This window comes from Neobacillus citreus (assembly GCF_018343545.2).
GTDB lineage: Bacteria > Bacillota > Bacilli > Bacillales > Cytobacillaceae > Neobacillus > Neobacillus citreus.
In genome coordinates, this window is the sequence record NZ_JAGYPE020000069.1 from 1 (window position 1) to 20,624 (window position 20,624).

17 protein-coding genes and 1 pseudogene are annotated in these 20,624 nt (G+C 39.6%); 7 read left to right on the forward strand and 11 right to left on the reverse strand.

The genetic code is table 11. The features are described from left to right. Nucleotides 1–149, reverse strand: a pseudogene (locus KHB02_RS25265) (peptidase); the annotation flags it as partial. Nucleotides 150–282: 133 nt separating this feature from the next. After that, nucleotides 283–885: a DedA family protein gene (locus tag KHB02_RS25270; protein WP_241114080.1), complete on the reverse strand. Its 603-nt coding sequence runs from the start codon at nucleotides 883–885 to the stop codon at nucleotides 283–285. A 172-nt stretch (nucleotides 886–1,057) separates the two neighbouring features. On the opposite strand from KHB02_RS25270, the gene KHB02_RS25275 reads away from it, so the two are divergent. The 5 genes from KHB02_RS25275 (at nucleotide 1,058) to KHB02_RS25295 (ending at nucleotide 7,333) form a co-directional block, all read left to right on the forward strand. Then, nucleotides 1,058–1,894: an alpha/beta hydrolase gene (locus tag KHB02_RS25275; RefSeq protein WP_241114081.1), complete on the forward strand. Its 837-nt coding sequence runs from the start codon at nucleotides 1,058–1,060 to the stop codon at nucleotides 1,892–1,894. A 184-nt stretch (nucleotides 1,895–2,078) separates the two neighbouring features. Further along, nucleotides 2,079–2,798 carry a response regulator transcription factor gene (locus KHB02_RS25280; protein WP_213148165.1) on the forward strand — a complete coding sequence of 240 codons (720 nt, stop codon included), beginning with the start codon at nucleotides 2,079–2,081 and terminating at the stop codon, nucleotides 2,796–2,798. Then, nucleotides 2,795–4,204 carry a two-component system histidine kinase PnpS gene (gene pnpS, locus KHB02_RS25285; RefSeq protein ID WP_213148166.1) on the forward strand — a complete coding sequence of 470 codons (1,410 nt, stop codon included), beginning with the start codon at nucleotides 2,795–2,797 and terminating at the stop codon, nucleotides 4,202–4,204. The genes KHB02_RS25280 and pnpS overlap by 4 nt, the downstream gene beginning before the upstream one ends. Before the next feature lie 186 nt (nucleotides 4,205–4,390). Beyond that, entirely contained in the window at nucleotides 4,391–6,295 is a 1,905-nt protein-coding gene (locus tag KHB02_RS25290; RefSeq protein WP_241114082.1) for a PhoX family protein, read from the forward strand. Nucleotides 6,296–6,508: 213 nt separating this feature from the next. After that, a complete protein-coding gene (locus KHB02_RS25295; RefSeq protein WP_420848119.1) occupies nucleotides 6,509–7,333 on the forward strand; it encodes an EAL domain-containing protein in 825 nt (274 codons plus the stop codon). 104 nt (nucleotides 7,334–7,437) lie between these two features. Here KHB02_RS25295 and KHB02_RS25300 read toward each other — a convergent pair whose 3' ends face one another. The 3 genes from KHB02_RS25300 to KHB02_RS25310 all read right to left on the reverse strand — a co-directional run bounded on the left by KHB02_RS25300 (nucleotide 7,438) and on the right by KHB02_RS25310 (nucleotide 14,571). Beyond that, the gene (locus tag KHB02_RS25300) at nucleotides 7,438–8,367 is read right to left on the reverse strand and encodes a phosphate ABC transporter substrate-binding protein (protein ID WP_213148168.1); all 930 of its coding nucleotides are present in this window, start codon (nucleotides 8,365–8,367) and stop codon (nucleotides 7,438–7,440) included. 191 nt (nucleotides 8,368–8,558) lie between these two features. After that, complete coding sequence (locus tag KHB02_RS25305; protein WP_213148169.1) at nucleotides 8,559–11,645, reverse strand: efflux RND transporter permease subunit; 3,087 nt, start codon at nucleotides 11,643–11,645, stop codon at nucleotides 8,559–8,561. A 178-nt stretch (nucleotides 11,646–11,823) separates the two neighbouring features. Further along, the gene (locus KHB02_RS25310) at nucleotides 11,824–14,571 is read right to left on the reverse strand and encodes a bifunctional YncE family protein/alkaline phosphatase family protein (RefSeq protein ID WP_213148170.1); all 2,748 of its coding nucleotides are present in this window, start codon (nucleotides 14,569–14,571) and stop codon (nucleotides 11,824–11,826) included. Between the two features lie 333 nt (nucleotides 14,572–14,904). On the opposite strand from KHB02_RS25310, the gene KHB02_RS25315 reads away from it, so the two are divergent. Beyond that, entirely contained in the window at nucleotides 14,905–15,087 is a 183-nt protein-coding gene (locus KHB02_RS25315; protein ID WP_213148171.1) for a hypothetical protein, read from the forward strand. A 25-nt stretch (nucleotides 15,088–15,112) separates the two neighbouring features. On the opposite strand, the gene phoU is transcribed toward KHB02_RS25315, so the two are convergent. From phoU to KHB02_RS25345, 6 genes are all read right to left on the reverse strand, one after another. Continuing rightward, nucleotides 15,113–15,772 (reverse strand): phosphate signaling complex protein PhoU, encoded by a 660-nt coding sequence (gene phoU / locus KHB02_RS25320; protein WP_213148172.1) that lies wholly within the window; start codon nucleotides 15,770–15,772, stop codon nucleotides 15,113–15,115. Between the two features lie 13 nt (nucleotides 15,773–15,785). Next, nucleotides 15,786–16,559 (reverse strand): phosphate ABC transporter ATP-binding protein PstB, encoded by a 774-nt coding sequence (gene pstB, locus KHB02_RS25325; RefSeq protein ID WP_213148173.1) that lies wholly within the window; start codon nucleotides 16,557–16,559, stop codon nucleotides 15,786–15,788. A gap of 12 nt (nucleotides 16,560–16,571) precedes the next feature. Further along, entirely contained in the window at nucleotides 16,572–17,381 is an 810-nt protein-coding gene (gene pstB / locus KHB02_RS25330; RefSeq protein ID WP_213148188.1) for a phosphate ABC transporter ATP-binding protein PstB, read from the reverse strand. A gap of 28 nt (nucleotides 17,382–17,409) precedes the next feature. Next, the gene (gene pstA, locus KHB02_RS25335) at nucleotides 17,410–18,297 is read right to left on the reverse strand and encodes a phosphate ABC transporter permease PstA (protein WP_213148174.1); all 888 of its coding nucleotides are present in this window, start codon (nucleotides 18,295–18,297) and stop codon (nucleotides 17,410–17,412) included. Then, nucleotides 18,297–19,217 carry a phosphate ABC transporter permease subunit PstC gene (gene pstC, locus KHB02_RS25340; protein ID WP_213148175.1) on the reverse strand — a complete coding sequence of 307 codons (921 nt, stop codon included), beginning with the start codon at nucleotides 19,215–19,217 and terminating at the stop codon, nucleotides 18,297–18,299. The genes pstA and pstC overlap by 1 nt, the downstream gene beginning before the upstream one ends. Before the next feature lie 76 nt (nucleotides 19,218–19,293). Then, the gene (locus KHB02_RS25345; protein WP_213148176.1) at nucleotides 19,294–20,205 is read right to left on the reverse strand and encodes a phosphate ABC transporter substrate-binding protein; all 912 of its coding nucleotides are present in this window, start codon (nucleotides 20,203–20,205) and stop codon (nucleotides 19,294–19,296) included. 182 nt (nucleotides 20,206–20,387) lie between these two features. On the opposite strand from KHB02_RS25345, the gene KHB02_RS25350 reads away from it, so the two are divergent. Continuing rightward, nucleotides 20,388–20,600 carry a hypothetical protein gene (locus KHB02_RS25350; RefSeq protein WP_213148177.1) on the forward strand — a complete coding sequence of 71 codons (213 nt, stop codon included), beginning with the start codon at nucleotides 20,388–20,390 and terminating at the stop codon, nucleotides 20,598–20,600. Nucleotides 20,601–20,624: the final 24 nt, after the last annotated feature.

The window sequence follows — 20,624 nt, forward strand, 5'->3', positions numbered from 1 at the left end:
ATAAAATCATGAACGACCGTCTGTAGCTTCTTTTTCGAAGGAGCTGCGATTTGCACCTCAAACCCTTCTTCCAAGCAGCGAAAATATGGATAATAGACTTCCAGCGCTTCTACAGCGTCCCCTGCTAAAATCAGTACCTTTTTAGACATTGAAAATTCCTCCTCTCTAAAAATAGGGCCATTGCCCTTTATTTATATATTCTGAATCTCGAATTCTATTTCCTTCCAATTGGATGTTTTTTAACAATTAAAAAGAGCAGGAGTTTAAGCCCCCTGCCCCGCCTTACACCTTTCCGACCATCCCTCTTTTCCGCCAATAAAAATAAAAAACAACGCACAGGATGAGTGCCAACAAAATAATGTAAATACTGTATTTAGATAAATATCTCTCAACCAAGATCCAGTCCTGCCCAAGTTTTTTTCCTAATGTAATGAATGTAAAGGTCCACAATAGTGCACCGCTATAAGCATAAACGGTAAATTTTTTAAATGGATATCTATTTATTGCAGCCACGTAGGCTACCAGGTGGCGGATTCCTGGAATAAAGTAGCCGACCAATAAAAGAGGCGGTCCAAATTTTTCAAAAAGCCTTCTGGTTCGATTGATTTTGGTTTCGGTAATATGTATTTTTGGACCATACTTCAATAACAGAGGCAACCCGAATTTATATCCAATCAAGTAGCTTAGCGAAATTCCTCCGGCTGCACCGACGAAAGCGCAGACCAATGAGTTAAAGTAAACCATTTTTCCTTCGTAGATGTTATAACCAAGATAAGTTAAGAGAACCTCATCGGGTATTGGAAGTCCGATGATGCCGCCTATTAATGCGATAATGATGCCAAAATAGCCATAATGCATGAGCAAATGATCAATATGGTGCTCCACTCTAATCCCCGCCTATTTAAAACAATTCAACATTCTTTATATTGATATTAAACCGCACAAATCATGCATTTAGCAAATCCATTTATCCCTCATATAATCTAAACAAACCTTGAATAGTTTTACCAATAATTAGGGCAATCTATTTTTTAAAAAGAAGAAAGAGATGAAGCCAATGCTTTTCAGACTATTTCTATTGTCCGTTACTTTGGTTATAACAATGTCCTTTACTCAATCTATCAATGGGCAAGAATTGAAACATATGAACCTTCATTATGGTGCGGATGTGAAGCAAACATTAGACATTTATACACCAAGTGGTAAAGAGAGCATAAATCACCCGGTTATCATTTATATCCATGGCGGCGGCTGGATGCGCGGGGATAAATCTAATGTCTCCGATAAGCCCTCTTTTTACACAAACAGGGGGTATGTATTCATATCCGTTAATTACCGGCTCCACCCTAATGCAACGTACAATGACATGGCGAATGATATCTCTACCGCGGTGAAATGGGTTTACGACAGGGCTGACCAATATCATATAGATAAACAACGGTTAAATTTGATGGGTCACTCTGCAGGCGGACATTTGGTCATGCTCATCGGTACGGATCATAGCTATTTGCAGCATGCAGGGATACCAGCAAACACGGTACAATCCATAGTGAACCTGGATGGACCAATCGACTTAGTGAAGTTTCTCCCTAAAAATGAGCAATATAAAGAGGTTTTTGGATATGATCGTAACGCATGGATGGAGGCATCCCCTGCTGCTAATGCTGTTAATCAACACTTGCCGCCCATGTTGTTGGTTACCCAAAACAGAAATAGCGTTTTTGATTTTATAGAAAAAACAAAAAGCGCCGGCAATTCAGCAGATATATTTGTAACCCATTCATTAACACATCGGGAGATTACCAAGCTGCTTGGTTCAAATAATAACTCGGCTGAAGCGATGAGTTTGACTAAAGCAGTGGAGGATTTTCTGAAGACTAATAACTCAATGTAAGGGCGCTTTTGGATAAAGGGTAAGCTGAGGCTTACTTTTTCTTTGTTGTTATTTACTCGCTTTTAGATATTGAGGCAGAAGAACCGTCCCCACGTCTCAAAGATTTACATTGTCTTTACTTTAGATTTACATTCCCCTAATAAAGGATTAACAATTTGTATGTATTCTTGAATGGGGGTGTATTATGAAAACTAAAGTACTTGTTGTAGATGATGAACAGTCTATTGTGACGCTTCTTCAATATAATTTGGAGCAGGCTGGTTTTGAAGTTATAACTGCGATGGATGGTGAAGAAGGAAAACTGTTAGCAGAACAGGAGTCACCGGATATTATCGTTTTAGATGTAATGCTTCCAAAATTAGATGGAATGGAAGTATGCAAACAGCTTCGTCTGGAAAACATCAAGACTCCTATTATCATGTTGACAGCAAAAGATGATGTATTCGATACCATATTAGGTCTTGAGCTTGGCGCCGATGATTATATGGTAAAGCCATTCAGCCCGCGAGAAGTAATTGCCAGAGTAAAAGCGATCTTAAGAAGAATCCAGGCCCAAGCGGAGCAATCTTCTGAAAAGACTAATGAGGAGCAACAGGAAATAGTAATTGGTAACTTAGTCATCCATCCTGAACGATATGAAGCCTACCTTCAGAAAAGACCGCTATATTTAACATTAAAGGAATTTGAATTGCTTCTATTTCTAGCCCAAAATAAGGGTCGAGTGTTAACACGGGAACAGCTGCTCAGTGCTGTTTGGAATTATGACTTTGTAGGGGATACTAGAATTGTCGATGTAAACATCTCGCATTTAAGAGAAAAAATAGAAGAGGATACAAAGCGGCCAGTTTATATTAAAACGTTACGTGGACTGGGCTATAAACTTGAGGAGCATAAAGACGAATGACCATTTTTAGGACAAGATTAGTAATGGCATTAATTACCCTGATCAGTTTCGTATTAGTTTGTTTAGGAATATTGCTTGGTGAGCTGCTTAAAAGCTTCTACATAGAATCAATGAGCGATGGCCTAAAAATGAACATCATATGGGGCATTGCCTTATTCCTTGTCATTGCCGTAGTGGTCATTATTTTTCTTGGAATAAGAATTATCTCAAAGTTTACCAAACCAATTGTTGAAGCAACAGATGTCGCTATTGAACTTGCCAAAGGAAATTACCGGGCGAGAACAAACGTAAAACGGCTGGACGAAACAGGCATGTTAGGCACATCCCTTAATAGACTTGCCCAGAACCTTCAAGAACTCGTTAAATCCCAAGAAATGCAGCAGGAGCAGCTTAAGGTATTGATTGAAAATATGGGAGCGGGTTTGGTCCTAATTGATAGCAAGGGATACATTAATTTAATAAATAGAGGATTTATTGATATTTTTCAAGTAAGCCAAGCCGATTATTTAAATAAGCTTTATTACGAAGTCATCGATCAAGAAGAAATTCGTGATTTAGTGACCGAAGTTTTTCGGATAGAACAAAAGGTAAGTAAACAATTACTCATTCCATTATTAATTGAAAGAAGATATTTTGTTGTATACGGCGTACCGATTATTGGAACTAATCATGTTTGGAAAGGTGTTTTGCTCGTCTTTCACGATATTACAGAAATTAAAAAGCTTGAGCAAATGCGAAAGGATTTTGTCGCAAATGTTTCACATGAATTAAAAACCCCGATTACATCGATTAAAGGTTTTACTGAAACTTTGTTGGATGGTGCGATGAACAATCAAGAGACGTTAGAATCGTTCCTGTCCATTATTTTAAAAGAAAGTGAACGGCTCCAATCACTCATACAAGACCTTTTAGACCTTTCGAAAATAGAGCAGCAAGGCTTCAAGTTAAACATACAGAAAATCGATTTATTTAAATTGCTTGAAGACGTTATTACACTCCTCCAAGGGAAGGCTGAGGAAAAGACCATTAGCCTCGAGCTTCTTTGTCCAGAGGACCGTGTACAAATACATGGGGATGTAGATCGGCTGAAACAAGTGTTTATCAATTTAATTGGCAATGCCATTACCTATACACCAAGCAATGGGAATGTTGGGGTAATCCTTCTCGAGCATGGTGAAACTGTCCGTGTTCATGTTAAAGATACAGGCATAGGAATTAAAAAAGAAGAGATCCCCCGTATTTTTGAGCGGTTTTACCGCGTCGACCGTGCCAGGAGCAGGAACTCCGGCGGCACAGGTCTTGGCCTGGCCATCGTTAAACATTTAATCGAAGCCCATCATGGTCAAATCAGTGTAATAAGTGCTCCTGGTGAAGGAAGCGAATTTATTATTGAACTTAAAAAATAATTGTTGTTTATTATTGAAGAAACAGTTCACTTTCCTGAACTGTTTTTTTCTTTGGCTCCATTTGAGATAAGGTTTTAACCTAATCTTTTCATTCCCTTAACAAAACTCTAATACGCACTTAACAAGTATTTTGTTTAATTGAATAGGAGAGTTTAATTTTTCTATTATACGAGGAGGGTCATCCTAATGAAAAAGATGTACTTTGGAAAGAAATATCCTACCATAGCTCTTGCTCTATCATTAACAATTCCTGCCTTAACACCAGCGGCAGCTGCATCCAATAATCAAGTAAAAATTGATTCTGTTAAGTTTAATGGAATGCCAGCACCTACTACTATTGATAAAATGGTTAAGACGTACACAGAAGCAACAGTAGATGTAAAATACAGCAATGGTGAAGTAAAGAACTTCCCGCTTACTTATAAGAAACTATTTAAATCTGAAGATAAAGTGGCTATCAATAAAGGCGAGCTGATTCCTGCTGGTACTCCGATTGATGTAAACGGAAATCCGATCATGGATACTAGTGTAGAAGGGAATCCAACGTACTATGTATCCGATGCTCCTGATTCTAATAGTTTATTAAAGCCAATTGCGGGAAAACAATACATGGTCACCCATTATGAATACCAAACAATTGATGCTGCTGGCAAATCCGCTTATGGAATTGTTCCTGCATCCATGTCCCTGACAACTCTTGACCAAAATAATAAAACCGGTGAACTAACAACGAAAGAGGTAAAGAAGATTGATTTTTCGAGCGTAAATGGTCTTTGGATTCCATGTAATGGATCCCTATCACCTTGGAATACCCATTTAGGTTCTGAAGAATATGAGCCGGATGCCCGCAGTTTTGAATTGGATTCAACGTCTTATGCCAGAACTCAGGTAGAAAGCTTTGCAAAGCTTTATTTCGGGGATGCTTTAAAGGCAAATCCATATTTCTATGGATTCATTCCTGAAATTACTGTAAACAAGGATGGTTCTACTTCGGTCGAAAAACATTATAGTGCCGGCCGTTTCTCGCACGAAGTAATGAAGATGATGCCGGATAAGCGTACTGCCTTCTTCGGAGATGACGGATCCTATACGACGTTGTTTATGTATGTAGCAGATAAAGCGAAGGATCTTTCTGCTGGAACACTATATGCGGCTAAATTCCATCAAACAGGAACTGAGAATGGCGGTACTGGAGACTTAGAATGGATTAAACTCGGTCATTCAACTGATAAAGAAGTCAAAGCCATCATCGACAGCGGGGTTAAATTCAGTGATATTTTCGAAACATCCGATGTACCAAAAGAAGGCTTTAAAGCCATTAAGCAATATTCATACGGAAAAACGGAATACTTGAAATTGAAGCCTGGTATGGAAAAGGCTGCTGCGTTCTTAGAGTCCCGCCGTTATGCAGCAATGCTTGGAGCTACAGCTGAATTTAACAAAATGGAAGGCGTAACTCTAAACGAAAAGGACAAGAAAGTATACATTTCGATTTCCGACCAAAGCAAAGGTATGGAGGCAAACTCCGCGGATCCAGTTGATGATATCCATCTTCCAAAAATTAAATCAGGTGTTACGTATCAATTGGATTTAACATCTGGGCAAAAAGACAGTGAAGGGCAAAAAATAAACAGTGAGTATGCAGCGGCTAAAATGTCTGGGCTTATTGCCGGGAAGGACATGCCATCTGCAGATGCATTTGGAAATACAGCAGATGTGAATTCAGTGGCCAATACTGATAATCTAAGCTATTCCGAAGCATTAAGAACATTGTTTATAGGGGAAGACAGCGGAATGCATACTAATAACTTCGTATGGGCCTATAATGTTGATACGAAGGAATTATCAAGAGTTTTATCAGTACCAGCTGGGGCTGAATCAACCGGTTTATTTGCAGCAGATAATCTAAAAGGTCACTCTTATATTATGAGCAATTTCCAACATCCTGGTGATGAATTAGATGCTAAGAATATCACGGCAGTTGATAGGACTGAATTAATAAATGCCATGGAGAAAGAAATTGGTATTAATCGTACTGGTGGAGTTGGGTATATTTCTGGACTGCCTTCACTTGAAAACTTGAAAAAATAAACAGGTAAAGATGCTGATTAAAATCTTACTCCGGTAATCTACTGATTCCCGGAGTTTTTTCAGGTCCATCTAAATGTTAACAATTGTAAATTAAATATAATCTTACTTAAAGCAGGTGCACCCAACATGGATATTCAAGAAACCAGCCATTTATTTTCGACATTTAAGCGTAGTATCTTTTATTCTTATTTCAAGCACTTAAATAACAGAAGAATGAAGGAGGTTTTGTATTATAAAAGATTGAAGGAATTACAAAAAATAATGAAAAATAATACATTAGATACATTCTTTCAACCAATTCTTAAGTTACAGTCAGGAGAAACGATAGGATATGAAGCATTAAATCGTCCCCCTGTTACGAATCTATTTCCAAACACCGATACGTTTTATGAATTTGTTGGACAATCGAATCAAGTGTTTTTATTTGAGTGTTTTTGTAGAAATATTTCTCTTAAACGTTTTATTAATCGCTTAAAAGGGAGTGTCCGACAAAGAACCTCATTACTATTTATTAATATCCACCCTCATGTTTTATTAGATTCCAATTATCATAGCGGCGAAACACTTCAGCTTTTAACCGAGCTTGGCATCGAACCAAATCAGGTTGTCTTTGAATTAACAGAGAGAAGTGCTGTTACTGATTTTGAACTGTTTGAAAAGGTCCTTTCCAATTATCGTTCCCAAGGATATCGAATTGCCATTGATGATGTGGGTTCCGGGTACAATAGTCTTAAAACATTAATCTATTTAAAGCCTGAGTTTATTAAGCTAGATCGATCATTAATTCAAAACATTGATCAAAATATCGAGCAGCAGCAATTGGTAAAATTAATTATTGAATACGCAAAACAATCTTCTACGGAGATAATTGCAGAAGGAATAGAGAGAACGGAGGAACTGCATTTCATACGTGAACAAGGAGTCCATTACGGTCAAGGCTATGCACTTGGTAAACCACATCAGGAAGTAAAGCCTGGGATTCTTCCTAAGTATTCAGTAAATCATCAGAAGACCATCGTCGAAGGTGAAGCCAGCTAATACTTAAAAAAGAAGCATCGTTGGAAAATCATCCCCCCGATGCTTCTTTAGTTCATTTGATATTAAAAAAAGGTAAATGCTACCGCACTTACCTTTTTTTAATATTATAGATTTTTTTGTTTTCCTTCAGCGTCACGTTCTACTTTCATTTTCGTTACAGGAAGGTAACCTTGTTCTTTCAATAAAGTTGTTTGAACATCATCACTCATTAGGTAATCAAGGAATGCTTTTGCAATTTCAGTTGGCTCACCTTTAGTATATGAGTGCTGGTATGCCCACACTGGGAATTTACCAGATTGAACGTTTTCTGCAGTTGCTTCAACGCCATCGATTGCAAGTGGAGTTACAGTATCATCAGTGAAGTAAGAGAATGCAAGGTAACCAATAGCACCGTCTGTTTCGCTAATAATCTTTTTAACAGTGTTTGAAGAATCCTCAGTCACGCCTTCAGCAGGTGTTGCGCCGTCAAGAGCAAACTTGTTGAAAATAGCACGAGTACCTGAAGAGTCAGGACGGTTTACAAGAACGATCTTTTGATCTTTCCCGCCAAGTTCTTTCCAGTTTGTGATTTTACCAGTGAAAACTTTGATTAAGTCATCTTTTTTAATATCTTTAATACCAACTTTAGGGTTAACAGCAGCAGTCATACCAACAACAGCTACTTTATGGTCTTTAAGTTCGCTTGCTTTATCAGGAATTTTTTCTTCAGCAAAAACGTCAGAGTTACCAATTTGAACAGATCCTTCAGATACTTGAGATAAGCCTGTACCAGATCCGCCGGCATTTACTTGAATATCAACTTTTGGATTTTTTGCCATGAATTCTTCAGCTGCCGCTGCTACTAATGGCTGCATCGCAGATGAACCAGAAATAACTAATGAACCGGAAAGTTCTTTCACTTCTTCAGTTTTAGGTTTTTCCTTGCTAGTATTTTCTTCTTTCTTATCTGTTGAAGCACTGCCTCCACAAGCTGCCATGATGACCATTAATGCTGCAAATAATGTAAGAAGGCTTAATTTTTTCAAGCTTTTCATTGCGTTGGTTCCTCCTCAGGAAGTTTGATTATATTTATTTGCCTTACACATATAAAGATAGTCCAAAAGTATTAAGGTAGTTTTAATTGAATGTAAAGGTTTAGTAATTGGTTGTAAAGCTTTTGTAAAACCCAATTATAAAATTACGAAATAAAATTCCCTATAAGGTGGCTTAAAGAATAACTTCCACTTTACGCTGAAATCTGCGAGTGTTGCTTAGCCTTCCTTTTGTTGACTCTCCCACTCATCCATTCATACATGATAGGTATAACCAAGAGACAAATAAGCGTGGAACTGACCATGCCTCCAACAACGACAACGCCAAGTGTTTGTGAAATGATCGTGTCCCCCTTACCTGATACAGCTAAAGGGAGCAATGTTAAAATAGTCGTTCCAGCTGTCATTAAAACTGGTCTTACCCTGGTCGCAGTTCCCTTTAAAATGGCTGGCTTCGGTTCCAATCCAGCAGAAAGATTTCTCTCAATTTTATCAACAAGGACAATCCCATTTGTAACGACTATTCCGGTTAACATCAATAACCCAACTAATGCTGCAAGATTCCATTCAAGCCTAAAAATAAACATTCCAATGACAGATCCGATAAATGCTAACGGAATACAGATTAAAACGGATAGGGGGGCTCTCCATCCCCGAAAAACAGCACTGATGATTACGAGAACAAGCAAAATGGAAAAGAATAGCGCGATTGCCATTTCATAAATCATTTGATATACCTGCTGCGGTGCACCAGCGAAGGAATACTCGATTCCCTCAGGCAGCGGAACTTTCTTAAGAGCATTTTTTACTTGTTTCGTCACTTTCCCAATGTCAGTAGAAATAATATTTGCAGTGATAACTGCATATGGTTGTCCATCCTTCACTTGAATCACCGATGAACCCGTTGGCTCTAATAAAGCGAGCTGATCCAATGTCACGTTTTGACCGTCCTTACTTAAAAAAGTTTCTCCGGCCATCAAAGCAAAAATATCTTTTGAACTGTCTTTTTGTATATCTGAATGAATGACAATTGGGAAGGTATTTTGATTAATCGAGATGAACCCTTTTGTCCCCTCAGCCGTATATTGCTGAATTCGATTTAAAACATCCTCACGTTTAATGCCATAATACTCGATTGCCTTACGATTAAGATTAATCTGATACTGGGTTTGTTGATCGTCATTATCCGCAGCCCCTTGTACTGACAGCCCCGGAATAAGTTTAAGCTCATTTCTCACCGTTTGAGCCATTGTTTCAAGTGTCTGACTATCTGATCCAGTAAGATTAATTTTTAATTGGGAATCATCGCCTGCGATATTCTGATTGGAAACAGCGTAAACAGCTTTGCTTGTAAAAGCATTTAATTGTTTCTGTAAACTCGCAATAAAGTTATCGACGTCAGTTCCTTCCTTTACCTTTATGGACAAATTAGCAATGTTCGGTTTTTGAAGCCATCCACCGCCAGCATCAAATACGTCATCCGATTGAGGGGTAAAGGATGAACCTAAGCCGGAAGAATAGGAGTCCACCTTAGGATTTTGCGCCAATAGGGTTTCCAATCTTCTCACCTCGGCGTCAACTTCTGTTAAGGAAGTATTTAGAGGCAATTGTACTTGTACAACGACTTGGCCATTTTTACCTGCTGTCGGTAAAAAATTTACCGGAAGGAAAGCGGCTCCCACCGAAGTTAATAGAAATAAGCCAACAAAAGCTGCTACTACTTTTTTCTTCCGTCGAAACGCCCAGGTTAAAGCTTTATTAGCAAATGGTTCTACATTAACACCGCCGGAAATCGGTTTTCCGGTCCAAAATAAGTTGTAAAGAACCGGAACAACCAAGATGGAAACTAATAGTGAAATGATCAACGCAATTACCACAGACCAGGCAAATCCTGAAAAAGCTGCACTCACCAAGCCGCCAATTAGGGCAATCGGTACATAGACAGCAATGGTGGTCGCTGTTGATGAAACAATTGCAGGAATCATTTCACAAACGGCATTAGTTAACAGTTGAATACTGGATTTGCCTTGTGCCTCGTTTACTTTTCGGTTCATATTATCAAGGATAACGATTGAGTCATCAACTACCCGGCCCATAGCAACAATTAACCCCGAAACTGTGAGAATATTGAGACTGATTCCCATCGTTTTTAATAAACCGGTCGTTGCCAATAGACAAATTGGCAGGGATAGGGCAATTAATAAAGTTGAACGCACTTTACGGAAAAATAGAAACACACAAATCATCGAAAATAAGCAGCCTAATAACCCCTCTTTTATAAGACCTTTTAAAGACGCCTTCACCTGTTCGCCTTGATCAAAAAGAATGGAAGCTTGTACATCTTTATTTTTTAATGCAGGAATATCTTGGATTTTGCTCTTTATTCGGTCAGATACATCCGTAATATTGGAAGAAGGAGTCTTTAAAACATCTAAAAGTACACTAGGTTGCCCGTTCGTTCGTGAAACGGTCTCCAGATTAACAATGGAGTTGGAAATATCGGCTACTTCTGAAAGTGGAACGGTTTTACCATCCGAATTATGAATCGGCAGCTGCAGCAGATCTTGTTGACTTAATCCCCAGCCTGAAACTTGGACAGGAATGGAAACCTGGTTATTTGTTACCTTGCCTTCTATTCCAGTTGTATAGTTTTCTTCGAGAGATTTTTTTACGTTATCTACTGTTAACCCCGCTTTTCGCATATCTTCCATCCGGAGGTTAATAGCATATCCGGCCGTACCTCCACCGGATACTCGTACATCCTTTACCCCCGGGACTGATTTCAGTCGATTGACAAAATCCTCTTGAATCGCGGTTCGGAGCGTATTTTCTGTTATGTTTGCCGAAGAATTCATCAGACTTATTCTTATAATCGGCATGGAATGGGTGCTAAGACGTGTTACTAGCGGTTTATCAACATCAGCAGGCAGTTTGATATTTTCTAAGGCTTTTGAAACCTGCTCCTCAGCCTGCTTCATATCATAACTCATCGGAAAGTTTAAACTGATCAATGCCCCGCCGTTAAAGGAGTTTGTCTCCACATCGTCAAGGCCTTCCACGACCCGTACTGCCTGCCCAATTGGCTCCGTTATCATCACCTTTACCTGTTCTGCTTGGTAATGATCGGCTCGAACAGTAACCGACAAGGTAGAATTGTTAATTTCCGGTAAGTAATCCCGCTGGATCTGCCACGCAGACATTCCACCCCACACAAGGATCAGAATGATTGAAGTTAGTATGAGAATGGCGCGTTTCATCGATTCATTTATCAATCGTTTCATATCAGTTGTATCCGGGCAATGACCCGAACCTCTCCCCCTCTTATATGATAATTAGGCTGTTTCTTTACTAGCTCATGGCTTGTCTTAAACAACAATAGCTATCTTTACAGATAGCCATTGTCGTGTTACTAACTGTTTTTTCAAAGCAATTCCCTATGAAAACAGTAGATTGCTACTATTAATCATTGTCAGTTTCAGACGGAGCAAAGCTTTCAGGCTGCTTCTCGACCTCTTCTGGTGCAAGAGCTTTTTTCTCACCTGGATATGGCTTATCAAAGCCTTCGGTCGCATACCAAACGGCATGGTTTTGCATATTTGCGTTAATTTCATCCGGTACTGCATGTTTGCCGGTTAACTTATCTTTGTTCTTGTTGGACCACTGTGTCCATTTTTTCGAAAGTTCCTGTGCCTCCGGTGTAACATTGGTTGTGTTAGCAAGCACTGCCGTATTGGCTTCAGGTGTCCCGTTTAACGTGTCAAGCGGGATTTGGTTTGGCACAAATTCGTATGGCGTAAAGTCCGGCTTGTCCGTAAAGAGTTCACTCATTGGCTCAGCAGCTGCGTCATTTTGGTTCATTGGAGGAATCCCAAGAATCTGCTCAATACTGCGAACCATATTGATGACAGTCCAATAGTGGCTGTTAGTAATTCCCCTCTTAACCCAAGGGCTGATGACAAATGCAGGCTGACGATGTCCGTCAACGTGATCTAAACCGTTTTGGGCGTCATCTTCTGTAACGATTATGACAGAGTCTTTCCAGTAAGGGCTGTGAGAAATCAAGTCAACAATTTTACCTACTGCCAAGTCATTATCTGCAACCATCGCTTGAGGTGTAGGGAAGCCCGAAGCGAGTCCATTGGTATGGTCATTCGTTATCCACATTGTCGTAAGTGCTGGTAAATCTTTATTCTTAACGTGTTGTTCAAACTGTTGTTTGAAAATTTCAAAACGATATTGGTCTGGTATGCCCATGTCAAATGTTGGGAACGGTTTATGTGTAATTGGTTCAAGTGAAGGAATATCCGTCTTTGCCTCATAGTTTCCAATCGGAACATGAAGATCACCTTGCTTTTGGCCGGAAAGAATTAAATAATCATTATACCAATCAGTCCAGGAGCCTTGTGGCAGCGTTCCGGTAAAAGCAGTAGTATCCTCCCCAAAGTTTTCTACAGTCTTGCCATGTTTAAGGGCCTGATCCCATAAATGGCCTGTAGGTGCATATGCCATCGCATCCCCAGCACCACCAGGATAGCTTCGTACGTTTGCAGCATCTGTTTCTTTATCCTCGTAATCATTGTTGGTTCCTTGCATTACCCATTGATGTCCGCTTGCTGACTGGATACCGCCAACATAAGTATTGTCCAAAAGCGGGAACGTAGTAGCCAGTTTATGAAAATTAGGAGTCACTTTTTCCGGGAACTGCGTTAAAGCTGGTTCACCGTTTCCTTTTCCAAGATCACCAAATACTTGGTCATATGTCCGGTTTTCTTTGATTATATAGAATACGTGTTTAATCGTTGAAGGCTCACCGATACGCTCAGGCATCGCAACAGGCTTTTTATTCTCGCGCGGCTTCGCGTTAAGATCCTTTAAGCCATACCAGTTATTGTTTTTGTATACTTGGTCTGTTCCCTTTGCTAAGGCCTCTGCAGTCGGGAATGGAATCAAGGAAAGTGACCCTTTCTGCGCATAAGAAGAGTGACCGTTTACGGTAATTCCCTGGATGTTTAAATTACGTGTTGGCCCGCGTGAACCAATCCCATCGGCATTGGCAACGACAAGATTTTTATTGACTGAATCGACTGCGATATCGACTGGGAACCATGCTGTTGGTAAAAGTCCTTGTAATTCAGGTGTCTTATCTGGACTCTGCCAGTCATAGACCGCAATGGCATTGTCACGGCCAAGGCTGACCATTAACTTGCCATCCACCATTTTAACAGCGTTTGGCGCTGAACCTTTTGGCGCATTTGGATATGGTTTAATGTCAATTGTCTGGACCACATCATTTGTCTTTGAGTCAATAACTGAAACTGTGTCATTATTTGTGTTGGTTACAAATATGTACTGTCCTGACTGTGTCATCCGTTCAGGCTGTACGCCAACTGTAATATTTTTAACCACTGTATTTGTCGAAAGGTCAACCACAGAAACCGTTCCCGTCGTAGTGGCACCTGTTTTATCTGTAACAACTGGAGTTCCAGAAGAGTCAACCGTAATGTCGCCAGGTTGAGCTTTGCGGCCGCCTTGGTTGGTAACATAAGCGAAGTTACCATCAACTAATACGCTTGTAGGAGCATTTTCGACGGCCACTTTGGTTAATGCACCTGTTACCGGATCGATGACGCCAAGGCTGTTGTCACGGTTTAAAGCAACCAGAAGCTTACCGTCTGGCGCCACAGTAATATCAAGCGGGTTGATTTTACCGCCAACAGATGCTGCTGGAAGGTTGATAGATTTTTGGACTTTTGGAGTGCCATCTTGTCCAACGCTCAAAACGACAACCTTACCAGTACTGCCTGACGTACCAGTTGCATAGAGCTGGTTTCCATCTTTTGAATAAGCCAAGCCCCACATACTGGAAAGTCCTAAGCTGATATCCTGGGCTTTCATAACTCCGCTTGCAAGATCGATGACATTGATTCCAGTTCCCCCGTAATTGTTGCGGCCAACGATTGTTACTGCAGTCTTTCCATTTGGATGAACAGCAACGGTCATAGGGTTACCCCCAAACTCGATTTGCTTTCCTGCTGGTGTAATTAATTGGTTGACTGGTGTCTGTACAGAACCATCAGCTTGTACACCTACTAGATTGCTGCCAAAAGCACCGTTTTGAGAAGCGTATGCACCAGCTGAGCCTAATAGCATGGTACTTAATGTTGCCGCAGCAACCAGCCTTTTCTTTTTCTTTAATTTCTTTAACACTTTTCTCACTCCCTTTGTTTGTTTATTTGTTTGTAACATACAACTAAATACTACTCTCAATTTATTAAACACGTATTGTGCTTTCGTAAAAGATACATGAAAAAAATGGTAACTATTTAACTATTACGATTTTACTAATTTCGTTCATTTGAACCGCTCAGGGAGGATTAAACAGGCATAAGAAAAAGGGATGTCAAGTAAATTCACTTGAACACCCCTTAAAAAATTAGCACTAAAAATAAGGATCTTTTACATTTTATTTATACTGATTTAATATACCCAATCTAAAATGAAAACATGGTTAAACCATTGCAAATTAAAAGGAGGATATCCATGTTTCTAAGACAGTTTACTAACAATCGCATGATTACTATTGATTATGATACAAATGGAATTTTGAAGATACTGAAAGGTAAAGTTTGCGGTGTTAATTTAAAAGAACAAGTCCTTTATTTAAAGGATGAAAAGCAAAAGTCCTTTTCAATTAAATTATCAGGCATCAGACATATTCATTAACTCCATCATCATTCTAATGAACAATCTAGGCATTTAAATCATAACGTTCTCCGGTCACAAGGTAAATAACATGTTCCGAAATATTGGTTGAATGGTCCGCAATCCTTTCGATATATCTGCATACAAATGCTAACTGATTAATTTGATTAATATGGTCCGGATATTTCTGTACATATCCCATAAGCTCTTTTATAAGTATTCCATACATTTCATCAACCTTATCGTCTTTCTCTGCACATTTTTTTGCCATCTCAACATCTTCCGAAAGGAAGGCGTTTAAGGAATCACTTAGCATCTCCAAAGCAAGATCCATCATTTTGGGAATGTCGACAATTTCTTTTATATGTTTTTCTTTGCCGATATGCAGTGTTGACTTTGCAATATTAACGGCATTGTCGGCAATGCGTTCCACCTCTGAAGAAATTTTGAGCGCTACAATGATTTTTCGAAGGTCTCTTGCCACAGGAGATTCCTTTGCAATTAAAATAATTGCCTTATTATTGATTTCATGTTCCAGTTCATCGATGGTTGAATCATTTTCAATAATTTCATTTGCCCTATCGATATCTTGTTGAATAAGAGTATCAATGCTTTCTTTGATAGCATCCTCCGATTTTCGAGCCATTTCAATAAGCATATTCTTTAATTGTTTTAAATGAGTATCGAAATATGATCTGGTATTCATTATGTCACCCCTATTATCCAAATCTCCCTGTAATATAACCCTCAGTCCGTTCATCCCTTGGGTTCGAGAAAATCTTTGAAGTTTCATCGAGTTCAATTAATTCTCCCATTAAAAAGAAAGCTGTTTTATCCGACACCCTTGAGGCTTGCTGCATATTGTGTGTCACAATAACAATCGTATATTTTTCTTTTAGTTCTAAGATTAATTCTTCAATTTTCAAGGTGGAAATGGGATCAAGGGCGGATGTTGGCTCGTCCATTAATAAGACCTCTGGTTTTGTGGCAAGAGCCCTGGCAATACACAGCCTTTGCTGCTGGCCGCCCGAAAGCCCGAGAGCAGGTGCATGTAGCCGGTCCTTTACCTCATCCCATAAAGCAACGTTCATCAATGATTTTGTGACAATCTCATCCAGATGCTTCTTTTTTTTGATTCCATGGATTCTTGGTCCGTAAGCGACATTATCATAAATGGACTGTGGAAAGGGATTTCCTTTTTGAAAGACCATTCCAACCTTTTTCCGCAATTCTACCAAGTCCAATTTTTCATTTAATATATTGTGACCATTAAAATTGATTTCTCCCGTCATCTTTACATTCGAAACATAATTAATCATCAAGTTCAACGTCTTTACAAAGGTTGACTTTCCACAACCGGAAGGACCAATCATAGCTGTGACCTCTTTTTTGATAATCGGAAAATTAATATTCTTTAATGCATGATGTTCACCATACCATAAATTAAGGTCCTTTATATCAAATACATTCCTGGTTAAGGTTGCAAACGTCACACCATTCCCCCCTTATCCGAATCTTCCCGAGATATATTCCTCTGTTTTTTTAACAGAAGGATTGGTAAATATCGTATCTGTGATGTCATATTCTATCAAATCACCGCTCAGGAAGAAGGCTGTTTTATCAGAAATACGCGACGCCTGCTGCATATTATGAGTAACGATTATGATTGAATAGTCCTTTTTCAACTCCACGATAAGATCCTCAACCTTGGCATTCGAGATAGGGTCCAGCGCTGAAGATGGCTCGTCAAGGAGCATGACAGTTGGCTTCATTGCAATAGTCCGGGCAATGCAGAGACGTTGCTGCTGCCCTCCGGAAAGGGATAGTGCCGATTTATGCAGACGGTCTTTTACTTCTTCCCACAATGCTGCTTTCTGAAGACTTTCCTCCACGATTTCATCCAGATTGCTTTTCTTTCTGATGCCTGCGAACTTCAAAGCGTGGGTGATATTATTATAAATGGATTTTGGAAACGGATTCGGCTTTTGAAAGACCATCCCGATTTCTTTCCGTAACGCTACAACATTTATTTGCTCTGATAAAATATTTAGGTCATCATAAATAATTTCCCCTTTTGCCCTTGCTCCGGGTATCAAATCATTCATCCTGTTAATACTGCGTAAAAATGTCGACTTTCCACATCCCGATGGGCCGATAAGAGCCGTTACTGAATTTTCTTCAATATCCATTGAAATCCCATTAACAGCCCGTTTTTCGCCATAAAAAATTTCTAAATTTTTTACATGCAAAACCATATTTTTTTGCTGTTTTTCATTACTTTGAGTCATTTCTGTTTCGGCTGGTCTTTGCTTCATTGCTGTCGCCATATTTTTTCACCTGCTTTTATTTAGTTGCCGTAATTTTGCGATGAATCAAACTTCCAATCCATCTTGCCAATAAATTAAAAATTAATACGGATAGGACTAAAACGGCAGCCGCACCGCTTGAGACCTCTTCCACATCAGGAATTAAGCCTTGCGTATTGACAGCCCAAATATGTACTGCCAAGGTCTCAGCCGGACGAAAAATATTTAAAGGGGAAGTGGCAGAAAAGGGGTTCCAATTTGCATAATCAAGTCTTGGTGTAGACAAGCCGGCAGTAAATAATAATGCCGCTGCTTCCCCAAATACACGGCCGGAAGCAAGGATGATACCCGTTAAAATAGTGGGAAAAGCGCTAGGCAATATAACCGTTTTAATGGAGTGCCAATGGGTAATCCCTAATGCAAGGCTGGCTTCTTTTAACTCCCGGGGGACAGACCGAATTGCGTCCTCACTCACACGGACAATAACAGGCAGATTGAAAACGGTAAGAGCTAATGCACCGCCTAAAATTGTATAACCCCATCCAGTTAAATTAACAAACATCAATAAACCAAACATTCCAATCACAATTGAAGGCAGAGAGGCTAAAACTTCGATACAAGAACGAATAGTATCAGTAATCTTCCCCGGTTTAGCATACTCTGCCATATATATGCCTCCGCCTAACCCTAATGGGACGGCAATTATCATCGTAATCACCAATATATATAGGGAATTGAACAATTGATCACGGATTCCCCCTCCAGCTCTTACGTTGCTTGAGGGAGATGTCAGGAAATCAAGCGATATATTTTTTAGCCCGTTAACCAAAATATAGTAAAAAAGGCCAACAAGTATCAAAATGATAATAAGTGCGATTGCATAGAACACACCAGTAGCTATTCGATCAGCGGTTTTCGTATTCATTACAATTTCCTCCTTGCTGATAAATAACGAATGAGGAGAATAAATGCGAACGACATGACTAATAGAATCAATCCCATTGACCAAAGCGTATTATTTTCCACACTTCCATATGTAGTATGACCCATGTTTAACGTTATAATGGTAGTTAACGTGGCAGATGCATCCAATAAACTTGAAGGCAAATTCCTCACGTTCCCTATAACCATTTGGACAGCCAATGCTTCACCAAATGCTCTCGCCATTCCAAGTACAATAGCTGTCAGCAGTGATGGCATGGCAGCAGGAATAAGCACTTTTTTGATGGTTTGCCAACGGGTGGCACCCAAAGCAAAAGAACCTTCTCTTAATGCCCCTGGCAGAGAACCCATTGCATCGGTAGCAATAGATGTTACTGTTGGCAATATCATAATGGAAAGAACAATGGTTCCGGAAAGCAGGCTAAATCCTAGTCCTCCTATATTTTCCCTGATAAACGGGACTAATACGGAAAGCCCGATGAATCCATATACAACAGAAGGAATACCAACTAACAACTCAATTACAGGCTGCAATATTTTTCTACCCCAAGATGGGGCAATTTCGGTCATAAAGATTGCCCCGCCAATCCCTAATGGTGCCGCAACAAGCGCAGAGAGAAAAGTGACGGCAAAAGACCCAAAAATAAACGGCAGCGTACCATATTGCGGATTAGCCTTATCAGTAGGATTCCAAGTCCTACTCGTTATGAATTCAATCAGGCTAACGCCATTTTTTATAAAGGATTGGAGCCCTTTTGTCCCTAGAAATATCGTAATGGCAATGGTGGCAGAGATCATAATAACAGCACATAAGATGACCAGGGACTTTCCCCTAAATTCTCCACCCAGCCAATCTTGGCCGGATTTCAGCAGCCTATCTTTGGCAGAACTCGACTTTTCCATATTGCACCAACCCCCTATAACTACATCATAAGGGTAAATGTGGTGACACATTTACCCTTTAACTGCCACATACGACCTATTTGTTTGTTTGATTACCTTTCGCGTCACGTTCTACCTTCATTTTTGTTACAGGTAAATACCCCTGCTCTTTTAACAACTTATTTTGAACATCATCAGACATTAAATAGTCCAAAAATGCTTTTGTCGCACCGCTTGGTTCACCCTTAGTATAAGAGTGTTCGTACGCCCAAACTGGGAATTTGCCTGATTGGACATTTTCATCTGTTGGTTCAACGCCATCAATCGACAGAGGGGTCACCTTATCATCGGTGAAGTAAGAGAATGCCAAGTAACCAACTGCCCCAGCGGTTTCATTAACAATTTTTTTAACCGTGTTGGAGGAATCTTCTGTAATTCCTTCCGCAGGTGTTGCTCCATCAAGAGCAAATTTATTGAATACTGCACGAGTACCTGACGCATCAGGGCGGTTGACTAATACGATTTTTTGATCCTTACCGCCAACATCTTTCCAGTTTGTAATTTTGCCTGTAAAAACTTTAATAAGGTTTTCTTTTGAAATGTCTTTAATTCCAACACCTGGGTTAACTGCTGCAGTTATTCCAACAACCGCAACTTTGTGGTCCACTAATTGGTCAGCCGGAATCCCTTCCTTTTCTTCCGCGAAAACATCAGAGTTCCCAATTTGAACAGATCCTTCAGCAACCTGGGATAATCCTGTACCAGACCCGCCCGCATTTACTTGAATGTCTACTTTTGGATTATTAGCCATAAATTCTTCTGCCGCCGCCGCTACAAGAGGCTGCATGGCAGATGAGCCGGAAACGACCAAGGAGCCAGAAAGTTCTTTTCCGGCTTTATCACCGGTATCCTTAGTTGTGTCTTTTTTCGCTCCTCCGCCGCACGCAGCTGCAAATATCATCAAAGCTACAATTGTTATCAATAGGCTGATTTTTTTCAAACTTTTCATTGCGTAAATTCCTCCTAGATAAGGTTAGTATTAGGAATTGCATCATTCTTTTTTATGATGCCTCTGCCAAAAATAAATATTTAAGGAAGATACAAATTTTCTTTGGTGTCCTGTGAATTTATTTTTTCAAAAAATTGAACATTAGAAGGGAATATAGATTAATGAATAAGAGAGGGATTAGCATGTCCGATGGTGAACAAAACAAAAATGAGGCTAAGGAAGTAAATCAATATTTAAGTCAAAAATTTAAAGATTATAGTGCAAGATATTCTCAGGTAAATTCCGAAACAGAAAAGGCAAATCAACAAATTCAGGAACAATTCTATGGAGAAAATAAAGAAAACAATCTGCTTCCTTTTCATGTTGATAGCAACAATCCTCCCATAAAAAAGTAACAAGCCCCATTGCATCAAGCTAGA